This is a genomic window from Streptomyces sp. NBC_00286 (assembly GCF_036173125.1).
In the GTDB taxonomy this organism is placed as follows: domain Bacteria; phylum Actinomycetota; class Actinomycetes; order Streptomycetales; family Streptomycetaceae; genus Streptomyces.
Genome location: NZ_CP108054.1, coordinates 3,835,501 through 3,854,257 on the forward strand (window position 1 = coordinate 3,835,501; position 18,757 = coordinate 3,854,257).

Sequence of the window (18,757 nt, forward strand, 5' to 3'; positions counted from 1 at the left end):
GCCAATTCAACTAAGACACCGCTGGGCGATTTTCACTAAAATGGGGGATTCAGCCGGAGTCAGGGGGGCTGGAGGCGGCGTCATGACCTTTGTGCAACTCATCGACTGCAAGACGAGCCGGTTCGACGAGGTGAACCGGCTGATGGACACCTGGGTCGAGCGGACCAAGGGGAAGCGGACGGCGACGCACAGTCTGATCGGCAAGGACCGGTCCGACTCGTCGCACATCATCGAGATCGTCGAGTTCCCGTCGTACGAGGAGGCGATGCGGAACTCGAATCTGCCCGAGACGGACGAGGTCTTCCGCCAGCTGGTGGCGCTCTGCGAGGAGATGCCGACGTTCACGGACCTGGATGTCGTACGGGACGAGCAGCTGTACGCGGCGAATATCCGCAGGCTCTTCGAGGCGATCGGCACGAAGGGTGAACTGCCCCCGCTCAACGACCTGATCGCGGAGAACTACCACGACCACGATCCCGCCAACGACCAGGACACCATCGGACTCGACGCGATGCGGCGCGAGATGGGGATGTGGCGCGGAGCGTTCGACTTCACGTTCACCGTCGAGGACCAGATCACCCAGGGCGACCGGGTCTGCACGCGCTGGACCTGGAACGGCACCCACAAGGGTGACTTCCTGGGGATTCCGTCGACCGGCAGGACGGTCAGCATGACCGGGACGACCGTCTTCCGCTGCCAGGAGGACGGCAAGATCGTCGAGGGCTGGTGGCAGTACGACCGGCTGGGGCTGATGGCCCAGCTCGGGGTGCTCGACCAGCTCGAGATCTAGGGCGAATTGAGAGAGGCCCGGTACCCCACGCGCGTGGGGTACCGGGCCTCTCTCCGGGCGTCGTCAGGGACGTACCGCCCTAGTGTCCGAGCTGTCCGAGCCTCAGTGGGAGTGACCGTGGCCGTGGCCCGCGGCCTCCGGCTCCTCCTCGGCCGGCTTCTCGACGACCAGGGTCTCGGTCGTCAGGAGCAGGGAGGCGATGGAGGCGGCGTTCTCCAGGGCGGAGCGGGTGACCTTGACCGGGTCGATGACGCCCTGCTTGACGAGGTCGCCGTAGTCGCCGGTCGCGGCGTTGAAGCCCTGGTTCTTGTCGAGCTCGGCCACCTTGGAGGTGATCACGTAGCCCTCGAGGCCCGCGTTCTCCGCGATCCAGCGCAGCGGCTCGACGGCGGCCTTGCGGACGACGGCGACACCGGTGGCCTCGTCGCCGGTCTTGCCGAGGGAGCCCTCCAGGACCTTCGCGGCGTGGACGAGCGCGGCGCCACCACCGGCGACGATGCCCTCCTCGACCGCGGCGCGGGTCGCGGAGATGGCGTCCTCCAGGCGGTGCTTCTTCTCCTTGAGCTCGACCTCGGTGGCCGCGCCCACGCGGATCACGCAGACGCCGCCGGCCAGCTTCGCGAGGCGCTCCTGGAGCTTCTCGCGGTCCCAGTCGGAGTCCGTGGTCTCGATCTCGGCCTTGATCTGGTTGACGCGGCCCGCGACGTCGTCGGACTTGCCGCCGCCGTCGACGATCGTCGTGTCGTCCTTGGTGACGGTCACGCGGCGGGCGGTGCCCAGCACGTCGAGACCGGCCTGGTCCAGCTTGAGGCCGACCTCCTCGGCGATGACGGTGGCACCGGTGAGGGTGGCCATGTCGCCGAGCATCGCCTTGCGGCGGTCGCCGAAGCCGGGGGCCTTCACGGCCACCGCGTTGAACGTGCCGCGGATCTTGTTCACGACCAGGGTCGACAGGGCCTCGCCCTCGACGTCCTCGGCGATGATCAGCAGCGGCTTGGAGGAGTTGGTCTGGATGATCTTCTCCAGCAGCGGCAGCATGTCCTGGATGGAGGAGATCTTGCCCTGGTGGATCAGGATGTACGGGTCGTCGAGGACGGCCTCCATACGCTCCTGGTCCGTCACGAAGTACGGCGACAGGTAGCCCTTGTCGAAGGCCATGCCCTCGGTGAAGTCCAGCTCGAGACCGAAGGTGTTGGACTCCTCGACGGTGATGACACCGTCCTTGCCGACCTTGTCCATCGCCTCGGCGATCAGCTCGCCGACCTGCGGGTCCTGGGCGGAAAGACCGGCGACGGCGGCGATGTCGGCCTTCTCGTCGATCGGGCGGGCGGTCGCGAGGAGGTCCTCGGAGATCGCGGCGACGGCCGCGTCGATGCCCTTCTTCAGGGCGGCGGGGGACGCGCCGGCGGCGACGTTCCGCAGACCCTCACGCACCAGCGCCTGGGCCAGCACGGTGGCGGTGGTCGTACCGTCACCCGCCACGTCGTTGGTCTTGGTCGCCACCTCCTTCACCAGCTGGACGCCGAGGTTCTCGTACGGGTCCTCGACCTCGACCTCGCGGGCGATGGTGACGCCGTCGTTGGTGATGGTGGGCGCGCCGAACTTCTTGTCGATCACGACGTTGCGGCCCTTGGGGCCGATGGTCACCTTGACCGTGTCGGCCAGCTTGTTGACGCCGCGCTCGAGGGCGCGACGGGCGTCCTCGTCGAACTTCAGGATCTTCGCCATGGAGCTGAGTCAGTCCTTTCGGAAAAAACGAACCGCGCCCCCGGCGCCCGGCTTCTTAGTGGTCGCAGGGGGCCAGGGGCGCGGTTCAAAGCAAACCTGGGTGAATTACTTCTCGATGATCGCGAGCACGTCGCGAGCCGAGAGGACGAGGTACTCCTCGCCGCTGTACTTCACTTCGGTGCCGCCGTACTTGCTGTACAGCACGATGTCGCCGGTCTTCACGTCGAGCGGCAGGCGCTCGCCGTTCTCGAACCGGCCCGGGCCCACGGCAAGGACGACGCCCTCCTGGGGCTTCTCCTTCGCAGTGTCCGGGATGACCAGGCCCGAGGCCGTGGTCTGCTCGGCCTCGACGGCCTGGACCACAATGCGGTCCTCGAGCGGCTTGATGGCAACCTTGGAGCTGGCGGTCGTCACGATCCGACCTCCCCCTTCGGAGATCTCACGGGGTTAACTGTCTGAGGTGGCGACCAGGTCGATCCGTCGTCGCGGGTGCCGGACCTGCCCGTCGCGTTGTTGGCACTCTCCAGTGGGGAGTGCCAGACCTGAGACTATGACCGCGATTAGCACTCGGTCAAGCGGAGTGCCAATCGCCTCCGGCGTGTTCGCAGGTTTTGGGCACCCTGCGTTGGTGCCGGCGTCCACTGGGGGCTCCGCCCCCAGACCCCCGTATCGGCCTTCGGCCTCGTCCTCAAACTCCCCCAGCTACCGCTGGGAGGTGCCCCCAGACGGGCTGAATATGGCTGGGCCGGTTGGAGATTGCGCGTCGACTGCGCCCCCGCCCCGCCTCCTGGCCCCGCAGAAAGCCTCAGAGGTAATCCTCCAGCCTTGCCACCGTGAAGCCCTGCTGCTGGATGTGGTTCAGCATTCGCGTCGTCGTCTCCGCGAGGGTTGCGCCGTCGCGGCCCTCCGGGCAGTGGAGGATGTCGCCCGGCCGTAGGCGCTTCGCGTCGCTCCACAGGACCACCGCCGCTACTCCGCAGTCCGCTGCCGCTCTGAGCGTGTCGTCGTTGTAGGCGCCGTATGGGGGGCGGAACAGGTGGGGGCGGATTCCGAAGCGGTGCTTGAGTTTGTCCTGTTGGCCGCAGATCTCGGCTCGTTGGCCGGCGTAGGGGAGGCTGGGCAGGTAGGGGTGGTCCAGGGTGTGGTTCTGGACGCTTGCGCCTACCGCGCGCAGGCGGCCGAAGTGCGCGTATCCCGGTCCTACGACGCTGTCCGTGAGGAACATGCTGACCGGCAGCCGGAGTTCGCGGACCAGGTCGACGAACCGCGGGTCGCGCTCGGCGCCGTCGTCGAAGGTCAGGAAGACGACCTTGTCGCGGGTGGGGACACGGTCGACGACGGGCGGCAGGCCCGGACCCGCGGGGCGTACGTCGGGGCGGGCGGGTGGTTCCGGTGCCGGGGCGAGCGGGGCGGGGAGGCCCCAGCGGCGGTACGTCGCGGCCGGGACGCCGTGGGTTCGTACCGTCGATGTCGCCTTCTTGTCGAGCCTGTCGAGGTGTTCGGCCGGGGCGACGGGGCGGGCGCAGCCGGTGGCGCCTGTGGCCAGCAGTGCGGACGCGAGTACGGCCGTGGCCAGGGCGCGACGGAAGCCGACTTTGCCATCTTGTCGTACCGATCGCATGGCCCCGGATCCTCACAGGCCATGCGCCGTACGAGCCCTCGACACCGCCCACCGGGCGCGTACCGTCCACCGACTGGCCCACAATGGGGCCGTGGACGATCACGACCCCCTGGCCTCCTTCGCCGCGCTGCTCACCGACCGCGGACGGTTTCTGCTCGACGAGGTGCGGGAGGTCGAACCGGCGCAGGAGCTGGCCGTGGCCACGCGGTTGCGGCGGGAGCATCCCGCCGAGCTCGTGTCCGCGGCGATCGCGCAGGCGCGGTGGCGGCAGCGGGCGGTGGCGAAGTTCGGGGGCGCTGACGCCGGGCGGATGTTCTTCACCGCGAATGGGGTCGAGCAGGCGACTCGGGCGACGGTCGCGGCGTACCGGGCGAAGCGTTTCACGGACCTCGGCGTACGGTCCGTCGCCGATCTCTGCTGTGGCATCGGCGGGGACGCCATCGCCCTCGCCCGCGCGGGGGTACGTGTCCTGGCTGTCGATCGCGACCCGCTGACCTGCGCGGTGGCGCGAGCGAACGCCGAAGAGCTGGGGCTCGGCGACCTGATCGACGTACGGGAGGCGAATGTCACGGAGGTCGATACGTCCTCGTACGACGCGGTCTTCGTCGATCCCGCCAGGAGGGGTGGACGGGGGCGGATCTTCGATCCTGAGGCTTATTCGCCGCCTCTCACCTGGGCCGTCGATGCGGCCCGCAAGGCGCCTCGGGCCGCGCTGAAGATCGCGCCCGGGATTCCGCACGAGGCGGTTCCGGGCGAGGCCGAGGCCGAGTGGGTCTCGGATGCCGGGGATGTGAAGGAGGCGGTGCTGTGGTTCGGCACCGAACCCGGGGTTGTGCGTGCCACCCTGCTGCCCGGGCCGCGCAGCCTGCGCGGGCGTGGGCTGCCCGATCCTCAAGTGCGGCCGCCGGGGCGGTACTTGTACGAGCCTGACGGTGCCGTCATCCGTGCGCACCTGGTCGCGGAGGTCGCCGAGGAGGTAGGCGGCGGGCTGCTCGACGAGACGATCGCGTACGTCACCGCGGACGCCGTGACCTCGACCCCGTACGCCACCGCCTACGAGATCACGGATCAACTCCCCTTCAACGTAAAGAGGTTGAAGGCGTTGCTACGGGAGCGTGACGTCGGCATCCTCACCGTCAAGAAGCGCGGCTCGGCGGTCGAGCCGGAGGAACTCCGGCGCAAGGTGAAGCCGCAAGGGCCGAACTCGGCGACCGTGTTCCTGACGCGCATGAAGGGGGCTCCGACCATGCTGATCGGGCATCCCGTCCAACGGCAGAAGGCCGCTTAGCCGTCCAGTTGCACCAGTGTCGCGTTCGACGGACCCCTGCGGGAGCGCTCATCGCGTGCCACGTCCGCCGCCGCCCCCAGCACTCGTACCGCGTTCTGCCAGGTCAGCTTGGCGAGGTCCGGCTTTGACCAACCCCGGTTCAGGAGTTCGGCGATGAGGTTCGGGTAGCCCGAGACGTCGTGCAGGTCGTCGGGGGTGAAGGCTGTGCCGTCGTAGTCGCCGCCGATGCCGATGTGGTCGATTCCGGCGGCCTCGCGCATGTGGTCGAGGTGGTCGGCGACCGTCGCGGCGGTGGCGACCGGGCGGGGGTGCGCGTCCTCGAAGGCGCGGTGGACCTTCATCGCCTCTGACGTGGTGTCCAGGGGGTGGAAGCCGTGCTCGCGCATGTTCTCGTCCGCCGCCTCCGTCCAGTCGACGGCCGCCTGGAGGACGAACTTCGGGACGAACGTCACCATCGCTACGCCGCCGTTGGCCGGCAGGCGCTCCAGTACGTCATCCGGGATGTTGCGGGGGTGGTCGCAGACCGCGCGTGCGGAGGAGTGGGAGAAGATCACGGGCGCGACGGTCGTGTCGAGGGCGTCGCGCATCGTCGTCGGGGCGACGTGGGAGAGGTCGACGAGCATGCCCTCGCGGTTCATCTCCCGGACCACCTCGCGGCCGAAGGCCGACAGGCCGCCGACGCCCGGCTCGTCCGTCGCGGAGTCCGCCCAGGGGATGTTGTCGTTGTGGGTGAGCGTCATGTAGCGGACGCCCAGCGCGTACAACGCCCGTAGCGTGGCGAGGGAGTTGGCGATCGAGTGGCCGCCCTCCGCGCCCATCAGCGAGGCGATACGGCCCTCGCCGCGCGCCGCCTCCATGTCGGCGGCGGTCAGCGCGGCCTTCAGGTCCGCGGGATGGCGCGCGATCAACTGCTGTACGCAGTCGATCTGTTCGAGCGTGGCGGGCACGGGCTCCGGCAGGTCCGAGCGGACGTACACCGACCAGAACTGGGCGCCCACGCCGCCTGCGCGCAGCCGCGGCAGGTCGGTGTGCAGGTGCGCGCTCTGGTCGGTGGTGAGGTCGCGGGCGTCGAGGTCGTAGCGGACCTGTTCGCGCAGGGCCCAGGGGAGGTCGTTGTGCCCGTCGGCGATCGGGAACTCCCGCAGCAGTTCCCGGGCTTCGTCCAGCGACGTCACGCTCTCAGCTCCCCGAGCCGAAGCCGAAGCCCGCGGCGCCCTCGGTCTTGGCGCGCAGCCGCTTGCCCTTTTCCGAAGCCTGGTCGTTCAGTTCCTGCTGGAACTCCCGCATACGGCCGCGGAGTTCCTCGTCGTGGGCACCGAGGATGCGGGCCGCGAGCAGTCCGGCATTGCGCGCGCCGGCGACCGAGACGGTGGCGACCGGCACTCCGGCGGGCATCTGCACGATGGACAGCAGGGAGTCCATGCCGTCCAGGTGCTTCAGCGGCACGGGCACGCCGATCACGGGCAGCGGGGTCACGGAGGCGAGCATGCCCGGCAGATGGGCGGCCCCGCCCGCACCCGCGATGATCACCTTGATGCCGCGGCCGGCCGCCTCCTCGCCGTACGCGATCATCTCGCGCGGCATCCGGTGCGCGGAGACGACATCGACCTCGTACGCGATCTCGAACTCGTCCAGGGCCTGGGCCGCCGCCTCCATGACGGGCCAGTCGGAGTCCGAGCCCATGACGATGCCGACGACGGGCGACTCTGGCGCAGTGCTCATTCGGTGATCGTCCCTCTCAGGTATGCGGCTGCGTGACGGGCGCGGTCGAGGACGTCGGCCAGGTCGTCGCCATAGGTGTTGACGTGGCCGACCTTGCGGCCGGGCTTCACGTCCTTGCCGTACATGTGGATCTTGAGCTTCGGGTCGCGGGCCATGCAGTGCAGGTACGCGGAGTACATGTCGGGGTAGTCGCCGCCGAGGACGTTCACCATGACCGTCCACTTCGCGCGCGGGCGCGGGTCGCCGAGGGGCAGGTCGAGGACCGCGCGGACGTGGTTGGCGAACTGGGAGGTGATCGCGCCGTCCTGGGACCAGTGGCCGGAGTTGTGGGGGCGCATGGCCAGCTCGTTGACCAGGATGCGGCCGTCGCGGGTCTCGAAGAGCTCGACGGCGAGGTGGCCTATGACGTCGAGTTCCTTGGCGATGTTCAGGGCAAGCTGCTCGGCCTTCAGCGCCCGCTCCTCGGGGAGGTCCGGGGCCGGGGCGATCACCGTGTCACAGACGCCGCCCACCTGCCGCGATTCCACGACGGGGTACGCGACGGCCTGGCCGTGGGGCGAGCGGACGACGTTCGCGGCGAGTTCCCGTACGAAGTCGACCTTCTCCTCTGCGAGGACCGGGACACCTGCGCGGAAGGGATCCTCGGCCTCCTCCGCGGACTCCACGACCCACACGCCCTTGCCGTCGTAGCCGCCGCGGACGGTCTTCAGGACGACCGGAAAGCCGTCGCCCTCCTCCGCGAACGCGGCGACATCGGCCGGGTCGCTCACGATCCGGTGCCGTGGACACGGCACCCCGATCGCGTCCAGCCGCTCGCGCATCACACCCTTGTCCTGGGCGTGCACCAGAGCGTCGGGGCCGGGGCGTACGGGAATGCCGTCCGCCTCCAGGGCCCGCAAATGCTCGGTGGGCACATGTTCGTGATCGAAGGTGATCACATCGCAGCCCCGCGCGAAGTCACGCAGCGTGTCGAGATCGCGATAGTCGCCGACGACGACATCGCCGACGACCTGCGCCGCGGAGTCCTGGGGGGTGTCACTGAGAAGCTTGAATCTGATGCCGAGCGGGATGCCAGCCTCGTGCGTCATACGCGCGAGCTGGCCTCCGCCGACCATGCCGACTACCGGGAAAGTCACGCACCCAGGGTAACGGCCATGCCAGGGCGCCTCTGCCGCGAGCATGATCATCGAAACTTCCGCATGCCATCACATACTGGCCACATCTTCGGGCTCTGCCCAGGACTGGACCAGCCGGGCTGGATAGCATGGTCGAGTCGACGAAGGTTGACGAAGTTGGCGTATCCGACGAGACGGGGGCTGGGCGACACCATGGGCAAAGGTGGTTCACGCGGGGCACATGCCGCGCCGCGCAGCGTGGTACGCCAGCGTATCGACCGGCTGACACGGGAGCTCGCCAAGTTCGGGGTGGTCGGCGGCCTGGGGCTGGGGGTCAATCTTCTCGTCTTCAACCTCGTCCGCAGCACCACGGATCTGCAGGTCGTGCGGGCCAGTGTGATCGCCACGGTGGTGGCGATCGTCTCCAACTACATAGGCTTCCGCTATTTCACCTACCGCGACCGCGACAAGAGCGGCCGCACCAAGGAACTCTCGCTCTTCCTGCTGTTCAGCGCCATCGGCCTGGTGATCGAGAACGGCATTCTGTACGTCGCCACGTACGGCCTCGACCTCGACAGCGCCCTGCAGAGCAACTTCTTCAAGTTCCTCGGCATCGGTATCGCGACCCTGTTCCGCTTCTGGTCCTACCGCACCTGGGTGTTCCGTTCGCTCCCGGCCCGCGAGGCCGTGGCCAGTGCCGAATCGTTCCTGACGCCGGAGGCCCTCCTGGCGGAGGACCGTCCGACCCGGCAGTTCACGCGCGTTCTTCGCTGACCGGCTATCGAACCGTCTCCGGCTCCTGCCCCGCTGACGCCCGCTTCTTCGGCGTACGGGACAGGAACAGGCCGAAGACCGGCGGCTGCGCCTGGAGCATTTCGAGCCGTCCGCCGTCCGCCTCCGCCAGATCACGGGCCACAGCGAGGCCGATACCGGTCGAGTTTTGGCCACTGATGGCCCGCTCGAAGATCCGGGCGCCGAGCTCGGCGGGGACTCCCTCGCCCTCATCGGTCACCTCGACCACGGCCTGGTTGCCGGTGACGCGGGTACGCAGAGCGACCGTGCCGCCGCCGTGCATCAGCGAGTTCTCGATCAGGGCGGCCAGCACCTGGGCCACCGCTCCGGGCGTGCCCACGGCCTGCAGATGCCGCTTGCCGGAGCTGACGATCGCGCGGCCCACGCTGCGGTAGGCGGGGCGCCATTCCGCGAGCTGCTGGTTGATGACCTCGTCCAGGTCGAAGGTGACGGCCGAGCCGGTGCGCGGGTCGCGGGAGTTGGTGAGCAGCCGCTGCACCACGTCCGTGAGGCGCTCGACCTGGCCGAGCGCGATCGTCGCTTCCTCCTTCACGGTGTCCGGGTCGTCGGTGAGCGTGATCTCCTCAAGGCGCATGGACAGGGCGGTGAGGGGCGTACGGAGCTGGTGGGAGGCGTCGGCGGCCAGCCGGCGTTCGGCCGTGAGCATCCGCGCGATGCGCTCGGCTGAGCTGTCCAGCACATCGGCGACACGGTCCAGCTCGGGCACCCCGTACCGCTTGTGGCGCGGACGCGGGTCCCCGGAGCCGAGCCGCTCGGCGGTCTCCGCGAGGTCGGTCAGCGGGGAGGCGAGCCGGTTCGCCTGGCGGACGGCGAGCAGGACCGCGGCGATCACCGCGAGCAGGGCGACCGCGCCGATGATCAGGAACGTACGGCCGACTTCACGGGTGATCGAGGACCGCGGCTCCTCGACGACGACCGTCTCGCCCTCCTCGCCGACGGCCTCCTTCGACTGGATGACCTCACCGGTGGGCTTGGTGCCGACCTCGATCGGGTCCCGGCCCGGGATCGCGACCCGCGCATAGCGCTGGTCCGTGACCTGATCCTCGAGTATCTCGGCATTGATCTGCTCGTCCCCGAGAATCCGGCTGTCGACGATGCTGGCCAGCCGCAGCGCCTCCAGATCCACGCGTTCCTGCGCACTGGCACCGATCGTCCGGGTCTCCACGATGACGAGCGAGACCCCGAACACAGCGATCACGACAAGGACCACGGCGAGAGTGGACTGAATAAGACGGCGACGCACGGGGCCCTCCGAGCTGCTGGTTTACGAGGTCCAGTGTGCCCCTGGGCGCCGCACTGCTCCGGAGTGGGTTCAGCTTTTCTCGAAGCGGAAGCCGACCCCGCGTACCGTCGCGATGTACCGAGGATTGGCCGCGTCGTCACCGAGCTTCTTGCGCAGCCACGAGATGTGCATATCGAGGGTCTTGGTGGAGGACCACCAGGTCGTGTCCCACACCTCACGCATCAGCTGGTCGCGCGTGACAACCCGCCCCGCGTCCCGGACCAGCACCCGCAGAAGATCGAATTCCTTGGCCGTCAGCTGGAGCTCCTCGTCACCCATCCACGCCCGGTGCGACTCGACATCGATGCGCACACCGTGCGTGGCGGGCGCCTGCTGCGGCTCCGTGGCCCCGCGCCGGAGCAGCGCCCGCACCCGGGCGAGCAGCTCGGCGAGACGGAACGGCTTCGTGACGTAGTCGTCGGCGCCCGCGTCGAGGCCCACGACGGTGTCCACCTCGTCGGCGCGCGCGGTCAGGATGAGGATCGGGATGGTGTGCCCTTCGGCACGCAGCCGACGGGCCACCTCCAGTCCGTCCATACCGGGCAGCCCGAGGTCGAGCACGACCAGATCGACGCCACCCTGAATACCGGCGTCGAGCGCGGTGGGCCCGTCCTGGCGTACCTCGACCTCGTAACCCTCCCGACGCAGAGCGCGGGCCAGCGGCTCCGAAATGGACGCGTCGTCCTCGGCGAGCAGTACTCGGGTCATGGACTGATGGTAGTCCGCTGCGAACAACCATCGTGAGGAAAGATCGAGATCCTCCACCACAAGCCCACACCCCCACCCACCCGCGGGGTGCCTCCGGCGGTTGGGCGGGTGGGTGCGTTGTCGGCTGCGGCGCCGTCGTGGCTGGTCGCGCCCACGCGGCGGAGCCGCAAATTGACACCGCCCCGCGGGGTGCCTCCGGCGGTTGGGCGGGTGGGTGCGTTGTCGGCTGCGGCGCCGTTGTGGCTGGTCGCGCAGTTCCCCGCGGGGTGCCTCCGGCGGTTGGGCGGCTGCGGGTTGAGTGTGGCTGGTCGCGCAGCCGTGCGGGGTGCCTCCGGCGGTTGGGCGGCTGCGGGTTGAGTGTGGCTGGTCGCGCAGTTCCCCGCGCCCCTTGGGTGCGTGGTGGGTGCGGGGCCGCGGGCCGGTGCGTCAGCCCGTCGCCAACAGGGCATACGGCCCCTTGCTTCCACAGGGTGCTGGTGTGCCCAGACCGAAGCTAAGCGACGGGCATAGGACGCACCGGCCCACGTCCCCTCCCACCGGCGGAAAGCCGCGAGTAGTAGGGGGTGGGGATGCGGCTAGCGAAGGCGACGTCGTGGCATGAACGTGAACACCGCTCCGCCGAGCAGGATCGTCGTCCCCGCCAGCAGGCCGAGCGCCCGCAGCAGGCCGTTGTCGTCGGAGCCCGTGTCCGCGAGGCCGCCGCCGGAGGACGCGGGGCCCGCGCCCGACGTACCGGATCCGGAACCCGAACCGGAGCCCGAGCCACCCGCGGCCCCGCCCGGCTGGGACGACGTATCCAGCGTCAGCGAAACCTCACTCTTGGCCGGCGTACACGTCGTCGTCGTGCCCAGCGCCTCCACCGTCAGCACGCCCGGCGACAGCGTCGACTCACCGTCCGCCCCCGGCTTGTACGTGCCCTTGAGGTCGGGAATCTCGATCGGGTCACCCGACTTGATCGGCTCCGGGTTCGTCGGCCCCTCCACATGCACCGTGCCCTTGTCCGCACCGCCCAGCACGACCTCCATGGACGGCTTCACGGAGTCCGCCGGGATGTCCGCGGGGCTGTCCATGACCGACTTCTTGAACTGCACCGTCAGCCCGAAGTTCCCGCCGTCCTTCTTGGCGTCGATCTGCACGGGAGAGGTCGCGCTCTTGTCCCCGATCGGCGTCTTGCACTCGTACGGAATCTCGACCTCCTTGCCCGTGAAGTCGGTCTGCCCGCCCCCGGACCCACCGGAGTCCGAACCACCGGAGCCGGACGAACCGCCGCTGCTGTCACCCCCGGTCGCGCTCTCGGAGGGTTCCGAGGGAGACGACGGAGGCGTACCTCCGGTCGGCAGCCCCGTAGGCACCTCGGTCGGCACCGACGGGACGCCTGTCGGCAGCCCACCGGTCGTCCCGCCGGAGTCCCCGCTCACCTTGATCGTCGCGGCGGACTTCACGGCCTCCTTGGGCGTGCACTTGGTGTCCGCGGACACCGGCTTGTTGACGTTGACGTTGTACGCGTCCGGGGTCAGCGTGACCTCTCCGGCCGTCGTCAGCTTCAGCGTGCCCTTCATGTCGGAGAGCTTCATGTCGCTGTTCTTGGGGATGGTGGGGTTCTGCCGCGGCCCCTCCATCGCGATGTCCGCGGTCTGCGCGCCGCTCGCCTTGAGGGTGCCGGTCGGCTGGACGGTGTCCTTCTCCAGGTCGATGATGTCGGGGTTCTTGGAGGCGGCCTGGACGAACTTCCAGGTGATCTGTACCTCGTCCCCGACCTTCGCCTCGGCGGGCGCGGTGATCTCCACCTTGGTCGTGCCCTGCACCGGATCCATCCCGGAGATCGCGGGCGGTACGCACTCGGTCTTGTACGACACCTCGGCCGCCTGCGCCGGAGCCGCGGCCACCCCGAGCAGGATGCCCGCGCCGCCGAGCATGAGCGCGACTCCGGCCGCGCTCGCTCTGGTGGGTTTCCGCACCCCAAGACCGCCGTCTCCTGGCCGGACTCTCCGTAGCGTGCTCACGAGTTTCCCTTTCTGGTGGGGGTCGAAGGGCTGTTCTCTTGCGGTGCGGAGAGCTGACCGGCCTCGGTTCCCGGAGCGCTGTCCGGGGTGAACCACGGCAAGGTCGGGTTCGTACTGGTGTCGCTGTCGGCGTCTGCGTGGGGGGACGGCGCCGTGGACGAGAAGCTCAACTTCGGCATGCGTACGGTGACTTCGGGGAGCCGCAGACTCCGGCGGGGACCGGCGTGCCCGCCGCCGCTCCTCGGGCGGGATCCCCAGCGTCCGGCGGGCCTGGACCTGCCCTGCGGACGTACGCGGTCCACGACGGCCATCCCGATGCGGAACACGGCGCCCGGTACGACGATGAAGAGCAGGATCCAGAAGAGCGTCACGCCCCAGGGTCGGCCCACGCCCCAGGGCTGTTCGGCGAGCACCTTGCCGCCGTACTTCACCGAGACCGTGTAGTCGCCGTGCGCGCCGGCCGACAGTTCGACGGGCAGCTCGATCTGCGCCTTCTTGCCGGGCGCGATGGTGCCGCGCCACTGCTGTTCCTCCCACTGCGGCGCGAACACGCCGTGCGAGGTGCCGACTTGGAAGACGGGATCCTTGACGGGCAAGGAGCCGACGTTGCCGACGGTGAAGACGAAGTCGCGGGACGGCGACGCGCCGAACCAGGTCAGCACACCGCTCGACCCGTCGAGCCGGGTGTCGGTGAGCACCGAGAGCCGCCCGCTGGTGTCCTCCTTCGGCAAGGACTCGACCTCGTGCCCTGCCACCAGGAACGCCGCGTCCGCGTCCGCCTTCTGACCGGTCACGGTCGCGACGTGCACCACGCACGGGCACGGCTGCGGCGGCTCGACGACCGGCAGCTTCTTGCTGAACGCGCCCTTCTCGTCCGTGGTGACAGCCCGGCCGTCGGCGTTGGCGCAGGAGTTGGTGCCGCCGATGACGCCCCGGTCGGGCGAGGACTGGCCGCAGATCAGCATCATGAGGAGGGCGTCCGGCCGCCACCCGGAGCCGGTCACCGTGATCGAACCGCCCGTACCCGCCTGGGACTTGGACAGTTTGATATCCGGTTTCCCGTCCGCGCCCGTCGCCACCGCGCCCAGGGGGAGCACGAGCAGCGCGAGCACCGCCACCACCAACGCCGGAATCCGCACCTTCCCGCTCACGTCACCGCTCCCGTCAACTCGACATCCGTACGCGGCTGTTCGGGCCCACCGGATCCACCAGATCCACCTGGCCCACCGGGTCCACGGGGCTCGCCGGACTCCTCGGCGCGCCTTCGGCGTCGTACGAGCCAGCCGGCACCGCCCGCACACAGCACGAGCCCGACCGCCAGGCCCGCGACCGCGCCCCATGGCACGAACCGCGCCGCCGTGCCCGCCTCGTCATGCGCCCCGTCCGCCGCCGTGACCGTGAGCCGCACGTCGACCGAGTCGAACGCGGGCCGGTCGGGCCAGGGCTCGCGGAGGGTGACGCGACGGCCGGGGAGCAGTTCGACGGGGAGGGTGCGCGGGGCGCGGTCGAGCACCTCGCCGAACAGTCCGTCGGCGCGTACGGCGAGCTTCGGGGTCAGTACGGTGTTGCCGCGGTTGACCAGGTCGTACGAGATGCGGCCGTCCCGTACGGCCACGTGCTCGACCGTGAGCGCGGACAGGGTCGGGCCGGCGACCCGCAGTTGGACGCGTACGGCCGCGGATCGGCCGCCGCCGCTCGCGACGATCGCGCCAGGGTGGTCGCCGGGGATGGCGCTCTCGGGCACGCCGATGGTGAAGGGAACGTCGGCACGCGTCCGCGCGGGCACCTTCACCGTCTTCTCGGCGAAGGTGATCCACGCGCCGGTGTCACGCGGCTTCGCCCTCCCGCCCGTCTCCCGACCACCACCCCTCACCGAGGCTCCCCCAGACTCCGTCCGGGGGGACCCCCATCGCGCCACCCCTTCTAGTCGGAAACCGCCACCCTCTGCGCTGTTGTCGGCGTCCGCGCCCCGCAGCCGTACGGTGAGCGGTTCGTCGCCCGGGTTGATCACCGACACGGTGTCCTGCAGGACCGCACCGGGCGCGCCCTCCGCGTAGAAGGACGGCCGCCCGTCCCGGCCGCCCGCCGAGGGCACGACGGACCAGCCCTCGTCGGCCACGGCGGTCGGTGCGGCGCCGGGCAGGCCGAGCAGGACTGCGGCGGCGAGAGCGAGGACACAGAGACCACGGGCGGCGGACTGCACGGATGTCACGGGCGGCTCCAAAGGAACGTCACAGCTGCTGGTGCGGCGTACGACGAGCGCAGCGAGATGGGGGTCCCCCGGCCGAAGTCCCCCAGCCTTCGGCCGGGGGTGCCCCCAGGGGAGGCTCGTCCTGCGCGTACGCGAGAAGAACGAAAGGTCAGCGCGGCGCCTGGTTCCGTCGGGTCAGCCACAGGACCCCGGCCGTTCCGGCGAGGAGCACCGTGCCGCCGAGCGTGCCGAGGGCGATCGCGTTGTCCTCGGGGCCGGTCTGCGGGAGCTCGGCGCCAGCGCCGGCGCCGCCCTCGGGGGCGGTCTCCGACGAACCGCCGCCGCCACCCGCGGCCTTGACGTCCAGGCTCAGCGCGGGACCCGGATCGTTGCCGGGCTCGCAGGTCGTCGTCGTACCGAGTGCCTTGATGGTGAGCACGCCCGGCGTGAAGGTGACCTTGCCGCTCTTGGACGGCGTGTACGTACCGCTCAAGTCGCTGACCTTGATGGGGGTGTTGGCGGGGATCGCCTCCGCGTTGGGAGGGCCCTTCACTTCGAGCGTGCCGCTCTCGGCGCCGCCCAGCTTGATGGTGGCGCTCGGGCTCATCGCGCCCTTGCCCAGTTCGACGGGGCTGGACGAGACGCCCTTCTGCCAGGACATGGTGATCTTGTAGCCGTTGCCGCTCTCGGCACTCTTGATGTCGATGGGCGAGACGGCGGACTTGTCACCGATCGGCGTCTTGCAGTTGTACTCGACGTCGACGACCTCGGCCCAAGCTGCGGGGGCGGCCATCAGCACCGCCGAGCCCGCCAGGGCCGCGGCGAACGCGAGCGCGGCGGTTCGTTTCTGGTACGTCCGGTATGACACGGTCCCCTCATTCCTGACGGCACATCAGATCGGCCGTCAAGGTACGCCCGGGGCCTTGTGGAGGGAAGACAAAGGACGCGCCGGATCTCGATCGATCCGCCGCGTACGACGATGGTTTCGAACTTGCGGTAACCCTTGGTGGGGGTTACTTCCGGCTAAGCGGGCGCCCCGAGCTCCGCCCATACCGTCTTGCCCGCCACCCCTGGAGCGCGGACGACCCCCCAGTCCAGGCACAGCCGCTGCACGATGAACATCCCGTGGCCGCCGGGGCGCCCGGCGCGGTGCGGGGTGCGCGGAGCGGGCTGGCCGGCGCCCCGGTCGGAGACCTCGACGCGCAGCACCTTGTTGTCGCAGGCGATCCACAGCTCGTCCGGGCCCTCGGCGTGCAGGCAGGCGTTGGTGACGAGCTCGGAGACGACCAGCAGTACGTCCTCGGCGGCGGCCCGCCGGTCGGCGGTCGCGGCGGGCAGCCAGCCCCATGCGTACAGCGCCTGGCGCGCGAAATCGCGGGCGAGGGGGACGACCCCGCTCGCCCCGTCGAGGTTGAGCCGACGGACCTGACGGGCGGCCGGGCGCGCGGACCCGTCGTCTCTGGCCTCCCCCGAAGCGCCGCAGACGCCCGCCTCCGGGCCGCGGTCGCCCGGCGGGTAAGGCCGGGTGGTGCTCATCAGCGCTTCACCTCACCGATTCACCAGTTCTCGATTCAAGACTCAAGACATTTCAGAAAGCTCAGGACACTCAGGATCCGGGACTGCCGCGCGCTTGCCGTTGGCCTTGTTGACATATTCAGGATGTCTCCTGCCCGGCCGATCCGTCAGAACACCCACTGATTCGTCGTGAGCACTGTGACGCTGATAACGCACCGATCACATAGAGGCAACTGAGCAATAACTATGCACACCGCAGCCGGGCGGTTACTCACCGGGGGCTGATCGAAGAAGCCCGGAGGGTGCGACAGAGTGCGACAACTCACGCGGAACGCATCGAGGACACAGAGAGCGCCGAGCGTGTCATGCACCGGGCGATCACTCGCGCAGCGCCGCATCGAGCGTGTCGTGCACAGTGAAGACGGCTGCCGCACCGGTGATCTCGAACACCCGGGCCACCACCGGAAGCATCCCGGCCAGATGGACCCCGCCGCCCGCGTCCTCGGCTTTGAGTCTGGCGCCGAGCAACACGTTCAGCCCGGTGGAGTCGCAGAACTCGAGCCGCGAACAGTCCACGACGAGGCGTGCGAACCCGCGCTCGAGGCAATCCTCGAGCGGCACTCGCAGCAGATCGGCGGTGTGGTGATCCAACTCACCCGCCGGGGTCACGACGGCGCTTGAGCCCTCTTCCCGCACCTCGACCAGAAGCCGGCCCGATTGTGCGCTGCCGACCGTCCCGCGGTCCATGCCGTCTCTCTCTTCCGACCGTCGTGGCTGATGACTGACGCTCTTGAACACTACGCCTTCCCCACGACCACGACTCCTGCCGTGCGGTTCCTTCCCTACGACCTCTCTACGACCTTGCCACACCCGAATACCCGCTCAGAATGGGACATTTCTTCAGCAAGCGCACTTGCGGAGGGCTGACGAAAGCGGGTAGGGCTAGTAGGGACACGAATCAACACGGCCGGCTTTGGAGGCGCCGCACACCGCAGTGCACGTATTGGCATCGGCGGCCATATGCCGAGAACGATGGAGGACATCATGTCACCCCGGCTCGACGCATCGCAGACCCCCCAGGCGACGTCGACACCTTCTCCAGAACAGGCGGATCTCGTCGAGGAGGACTTCGACGGACTCGCCGGCCTTCCGGAGATCCCGCCGTACGACGAGGTGGGGCCGGTGGACGCACGGGCCCTGTCCAAGACCCTCTTCGAGCGGCTGGAATCCCTGGAAGAAGGCACGCACGAGTACTCCTATGTACGCAACACCCTGGTCGAACTGAACCTCGCTCTGGTGAAGTTCGCCGCCTCCCGGTTCCGCTCCCGCAGCGAGCCGATGGAGGACATCATCCAGGTCGGCACGATCGGCCTGATCAAGGCGATCGACCGCTTCGAGCTCAGCCGTGGCGTGGAGTTCCCGACCTTCGCCATGCCGACCATCGTCGGCGAGATCAAGCGCTTCTTCCGCGACACCAGTTGGTCGGTGCGCGTACCCCGCCGACTCCAGGAACTCCGCCTGGACCTGGCCAAGGCCGGCGACGAGCTGGCCCAGCAACTCGATCGCGCTCCGACAGTGGGAGAGCTGGCGGATCGTCTGGGCCTGTCGAACGACGAGGTCGTCGAGGGCATGGCCGCGTCCAACGCCTACACCGCATCTTCACTCGACGCCCAGCCGGAGGAGGACGACTCCGAAGGCGCCCTGGCCGACCGCATCGGCTACGAGGACCACGGCCTGGAAGGCATCGAGTACGTCGAGTCCCTGAAGCCCCTGATCGCCGAACTCCCTTCCCGCGACCGGAAGATCCTCTCCCTCCGCTTCGTCGCCAACATGACGCAGTCCGAGATAGGCGATGAGCTGGGCATCTCCCAGATGCACGTCTCCCGCCTGCTGTCCCGCACGCTGGTACGCCTCCGGAGAGGCCTGACGGTCGAGGAGTAGCGCTCCGCCGCAGGTGTGGCCACCAGAGGTGGCCCCAACG

18 protein-coding genes are annotated in these 18,757 nt (G+C 69.3%); 4 read left to right on the forward strand and 14 right to left on the reverse strand.

What is annotated here, in order from left to right; all coding sequences use genetic code 11:
• The first annotated feature begins 82 nt into the window (after positions 1-82).
• Positions 83-790, forward strand: coding sequence for an ester cyclase (locus OHT21_RS17325; RefSeq protein ID WP_328769225.1), 708 nt, complete (start codon positions 83-85; stop codon positions 788-790).
• Positions 791-892: 102 nt separating this feature from the next.
• Here the strand turns inward: OHT21_RS17325 and groL are convergent, their stop codons facing one another.
• The 3 genes from groL to OHT21_RS17340 form a co-directional block, all read right to left on the reverse strand.
• A complete protein-coding gene (gene groL / locus OHT21_RS17330) occupies positions 893-2,518 on the reverse strand; it encodes a chaperonin GroEL (RefSeq protein WP_328769226.1) in 1,626 nt (541 codons plus the stop codon).
• 105 nt (positions 2,519-2,623) lie between these two features.
• Positions 2,624-2,932 carry a co-chaperone GroES gene (gene groES / locus OHT21_RS17335; protein ID WP_328769227.1) on the reverse strand — a complete coding sequence of 103 codons (309 nt, stop codon included), beginning with the start codon at positions 2,930-2,932 and terminating at the stop codon, positions 2,624-2,626.
• A gap of 391 nt (positions 2,933-3,323) precedes the next feature.
• Entirely contained in the window at positions 3,324-4,139 is an 816-nt protein-coding gene (locus tag OHT21_RS17340; protein WP_328769228.1) for a polysaccharide deacetylase family protein, read from the reverse strand.
• On the opposite strand from OHT21_RS17340, the gene OHT21_RS17345 reads away from it, so the two are divergent.
• On the forward strand, positions 4,138-5,427 hold the full coding sequence (locus OHT21_RS17345; RefSeq protein ID WP_443050386.1) for a class I SAM-dependent methyltransferase: 1,290 nt from the start codon (positions 4,138-4,140) through the stop codon (positions 5,425-5,427). The two genes, OHT21_RS17340 and OHT21_RS17345, sit on opposite strands and share 2 nt — an antisense overlap.
• On the opposite strand, the gene OHT21_RS17350 is transcribed toward OHT21_RS17345, so the two are convergent.
• From OHT21_RS17350 to OHT21_RS17360, 3 genes are read right to left on the reverse strand one after another with little or no spacing between them, the layout of a single operon-like run.
• Complete coding sequence (locus OHT21_RS17350; protein WP_328769230.1) at positions 5,424-6,602, reverse strand: dipeptidase; 1,179 nt, start codon at positions 6,600-6,602, stop codon at positions 5,424-5,426. The genes OHT21_RS17345 and OHT21_RS17350 overlap by 4 nt on opposite strands.
• Before the next feature lie 4 nt (positions 6,603-6,606).
• Entirely contained in the window at positions 6,607-7,149 is a 543-nt protein-coding gene (gene purE / locus OHT21_RS17355; protein WP_328769231.1) for a 5-(carboxyamino)imidazole ribonucleotide mutase, read from the reverse strand.
• The gene (locus OHT21_RS17360; RefSeq protein WP_328769232.1) at positions 7,146-8,285 is read right to left on the reverse strand and encodes a 5-(carboxyamino)imidazole ribonucleotide synthase; all 1,140 of its coding nucleotides are present in this window, start codon (positions 8,283-8,285) and stop codon (positions 7,146-7,148) included. Before OHT21_RS17360 ends, purE begins: the two co-directional genes overlap by 4 nt.
• 192 nt (positions 8,286-8,477) lie before the next feature.
• Between OHT21_RS17360 and OHT21_RS17365 the strand changes: the two genes are divergently transcribed.
• On the forward strand, positions 8,478-9,038 hold the full coding sequence (locus OHT21_RS17365; protein WP_328774122.1) for a GtrA family protein: 561 nt from the start codon (positions 8,478-8,480) through the stop codon (positions 9,036-9,038).
• A 4-nt stretch (positions 9,039-9,042) separates the two neighbouring features.
• On the opposite strand, the gene OHT21_RS17370 is transcribed toward OHT21_RS17365, so the two are convergent.
• The 8 genes from OHT21_RS17370 to OHT21_RS17405 form a co-directional block, all read right to left on the reverse strand.
• Positions 9,043-10,320: an ATP-binding protein gene (locus OHT21_RS17370; RefSeq protein WP_328769233.1), complete on the reverse strand. Its 1,278-nt coding sequence runs from the start codon at positions 10,318-10,320 to the stop codon at positions 9,043-9,045.
• A gap of 69 nt (positions 10,321-10,389) precedes the next feature.
• Positions 10,390-11,067, reverse strand: coding sequence for a response regulator transcription factor (locus tag OHT21_RS17375; protein WP_328769234.1), 678 nt, complete (start codon positions 11,065-11,067; stop codon positions 10,390-10,392).
• A 575-nt stretch (positions 11,068-11,642) separates the two neighbouring features.
• The gene (locus tag OHT21_RS17380; RefSeq protein WP_328774123.1) at positions 11,643-12,983 is read right to left on the reverse strand and encodes a hypothetical protein; all 1,341 of its coding nucleotides are present in this window, start codon (positions 12,981-12,983) and stop codon (positions 11,643-11,645) included.
• 83 nt (positions 12,984-13,066) lie between these two features.
• A complete protein-coding gene (locus OHT21_RS17385) occupies positions 13,067-14,221 on the reverse strand; it encodes a hypothetical protein (protein ID WP_328769235.1) in 1,155 nt (384 codons plus the stop codon).
• Entirely contained in the window at positions 14,218-15,273 is a 1,056-nt protein-coding gene (locus OHT21_RS17390; RefSeq protein ID WP_328774124.1) for a hypothetical protein, read from the reverse strand. The genes OHT21_RS17385 and OHT21_RS17390 overlap by 4 nt, the downstream gene beginning before the upstream one ends.
• Positions 15,274-15,430: 157 nt before the next feature.
• Positions 15,431-16,129: an LPXTG cell wall anchor domain-containing protein gene (locus OHT21_RS17395; RefSeq protein ID WP_165344431.1), complete on the reverse strand. Its 699-nt coding sequence runs from the start codon at positions 16,127-16,129 to the stop codon at positions 15,431-15,433.
• A gap of 155 nt (positions 16,130-16,284) precedes the next feature.
• Positions 16,285-16,797 (reverse strand): ATP-binding protein, encoded by a 513-nt coding sequence (locus OHT21_RS17400; RefSeq protein WP_328769236.1) that lies wholly within the window; start codon positions 16,795-16,797, stop codon positions 16,285-16,287.
• Between the two features lie 357 nt (positions 16,798-17,154).
• Positions 17,155-17,523 carry an STAS domain-containing protein gene (locus tag OHT21_RS17405; RefSeq protein WP_328774125.1) on the reverse strand — a complete coding sequence of 123 codons (369 nt, stop codon included), beginning with the start codon at positions 17,521-17,523 and terminating at the stop codon, positions 17,155-17,157.
• A 297-nt stretch (positions 17,524-17,820) separates the two neighbouring features.
• On the opposite strand from OHT21_RS17405, the gene OHT21_RS17410 reads away from it, so the two are divergent.
• Positions 17,821-18,717 (forward strand): RNA polymerase sigma factor SigF, encoded by an 897-nt coding sequence (locus OHT21_RS17410; RefSeq protein ID WP_328769237.1) that lies wholly within the window; start codon positions 17,821-17,823, stop codon positions 18,715-18,717.
• Positions 18,718-18,757: the final 40 nt, after the last annotated feature.

Bases quoted from the DNA above. Each gene is read 5' to 3' on its own strand.
- OHT21_RS17325 (WP_328769225.1), top strand. From the start codon at position 83: ATGACCTTTGTGCAACTCATCGACTGCAAGACGAGCCGGTTCGACGAG.
- groL (WP_328769226.1), bottom strand. From the start codon at position 2,518: ATGGCGAAGATCCTGAAGTTCGACGAGGACGCCCGTCGCGCCCTCGAG.
- OHT21_RS17345 (WP_443050386.1), top strand. From the start codon at position 4,138: ATGGCCCCGGATCCTCACAGGCCATGCGCCGTACGAGCCCTCGACACC.
- OHT21_RS17340 (WP_328769228.1), bottom strand. From the start codon at position 4,139: ATGCGATCGGTACGACAAGATGGCAAAGTCGGCTTCCGTCGCGCCCTG.
- purE (WP_328769231.1), bottom strand. From the start codon at position 7,149: ATGAGCACTGCGCCAGAGTCGCCCGTCGTCGGCATCGTCATGGGCTCG.
- OHT21_RS17365 (WP_328774122.1), top strand. From the start codon at position 8,478: ATGGGCAAAGGTGGTTCACGCGGGGCACATGCCGCGCCGCGCAGCGTG.
- OHT21_RS17375 (WP_328769234.1), bottom strand. From the start codon at position 11,067: ATGACCCGAGTACTGCTCGCCGAGGACGACGCGTCCATTTCGGAGCCG.
- OHT21_RS17380 (WP_328774123.1), bottom strand. From the start codon at position 12,983: ATGCTCGGCGGCGCGGGCATCCTGCTCGGGGTGGCCGCGGCTCCGGCG.
- OHT21_RS17400 (WP_328769236.1), bottom strand. From the start codon at position 16,797: ATGAGCACCACCCGGCCTTACCCGCCGGGCGACCGCGGCCCGGAGGCG.
- OHT21_RS17405 (WP_328774125.1), bottom strand. From the start codon at position 17,523: ATGGACCGCGGGACGGTCGGCAGCGCACAATCGGGCCGGCTTCTGGTC.
- OHT21_RS17410 (WP_328769237.1), top strand. From the start codon at position 17,821: ATGTCACCCCGGCTCGACGCATCGCAGACCCCCCAGGCGACGTCGACA.